General features: G+C 42.8%; 1 protein-coding gene and 1 pseudogene. One reads left to right on the top strand and one right to left on the bottom strand.

The window, feature by feature from the left end:
- A partial coding sequence (locus KPX09_RS05180; RefSeq protein WP_249549291.1) for a TRAP transporter large permease subunit occupies positions 1 to 916 on the bottom strand: 916 nt, incomplete at its 3' end.
- 641 nt (positions 917 to 1,557) lie between these two features.
- Between KPX09_RS05180 and KPX09_RS05660 the strand changes: the two are divergent.
- A pseudogene (locus tag KPX09_RS05660) lies at positions 1,558 to 1,710 on the top strand (guanylate kinase); the annotation flags it as partial.

Below are 1,710 nucleotides of genomic sequence, written 5' to 3'. Positions count from 1 at the left end.
AAAACTCTGCCATCAGAAACGCTGCTGCTCCCATGACTGGTGGTGTAATTTGCCCATTAATTCCTGCTGATACCTCTATTGCTGCTGCCTTTTCTGGCGACATGCCCATCTTCTTCATTAGCGGTATGGTGAAGGAACCGACAGTTATGGTATTAGCCACCGAAGATCCTGACATCATACCCATAAATCCCGAGCCTATTACGGCCGCTTTCGCTGGTCCCCCTACCGAACCTCTGAGCAGCGCAAATGACAATCTCATGAAAAAGCTACCTGCACCAGCCTGCTCCAGTAAAGCTCCAAAAAGCACGTATAAGAATACAAAATTACATGACACGCCCAGTGCCACACCAAACACGCCTTCGGAAGTCAACCACTCATGCGAGACGATAGACGCGATATCGTGTCCCTTATGAGCGATTACTTCAGGCATAAAGTAGCCAAAAGCAGCATATAGCAGAAAAATACTGGCCACTACTACTATTGGAAATCCTATGGCACGCCTTGCAGCTTCTAGTAAAAGAAGAATACCTATTACTGCTGCAACTATATCCATCCCGTTGGGAATAGCTACTCTTGCAGCCAAAGCATCATAAAAGATCAACACATAGGAAACAGCCCCCATACCTGAAATAGCTAATATCCAGTCAAGAGTGCTACGACACTTCGCCGCCTTACTAAAAGAAGGCATCACTAAATATAGCAAGAATAATGCAAATGACAAATGTATAGCCCTTACCTTCAAACCTGTGAGAACCACCCACCCGATGCCATACTGCGCCGCTAACCAAAATGGTAGCGGTGATGCTATAAATAACTGAAATAGAGTCCACATAAACTCCGCGTACCCTACCACTCTCCCGCGGATTGTGTACTCCGTACCGTACTCTAAATCATCTCTATCCTGATGCAGTTTCATACCCTCAGCATTTTGCAATTTCATCAATACTTTAATCAAATAGCTACGTGCCCAAATAACATCCCCGAGTCTCACAGTCAATGAAAATGACCCAAAGAGCGCTACTTCTCCATGGCATACCGAATACCAATAGCACGTTATTGATAATAGCCACGAAAGTTATACAATTACAAATATCTTCCGTACTATAGCAATTATGACAACATACAAAGCCACCTAACTACTCAATATAGTACGCGTTGAAGTGCTTATTACATTGCGTCGTCACAAATAATTACATAAATGTATGATACCTCAATAATGACAGTATCAAGATATTACTTCTCACAATCTCCATAAAATGTACATGCGCGGTAACGTGTCACTATTTCAAGATCACAAGATTAAGTAAGAAAGGCTGTATACTTGCCTCCCAAGCCATGTTTAGTTTGTCCACTAACCATACTACCAGCGCACAGCATATGTAGCAATGCTGTACAGATATAGCTGCTTACGTGTAGCATAATTTTAAAAGGAGATAGTAGTTTCTGACACAGCGGGCACTAAAAAGTGTAACTCAATAGCTACAAGGCACTCCTACCCTACTATCTTGTTTTCCGCACACAACTACAGCTTTAGATCGCATTATGAATGCATAGAGCATCTGCACACCCATCAACATAGTAAATTCCATCACGACCCGTTCCGCAAGGAGAGGAGAGAAAGAAGGGAAAGACTACTATTTTGTGGATCGGGAAGAATTTTTAAGGCTATGCCACAATGGAGAGATAATAGAGCACGCAGAAGTATTTGGG

Origin of the sequence: Anaplasma phagocytophilum (assembly GCF_023476575.1) — a bacterium.
Taxonomy (GTDB): Bacteria; Pseudomonadota; Alphaproteobacteria; order Rickettsiales; family Anaplasmataceae; genus Anaplasma; species Anaplasma phagocytophilum_A.
The sequence above is the reverse complement of the archived record's forward strand: the minus strand, read 5'-3'. Positions and strand labels throughout refer to the sequence as shown.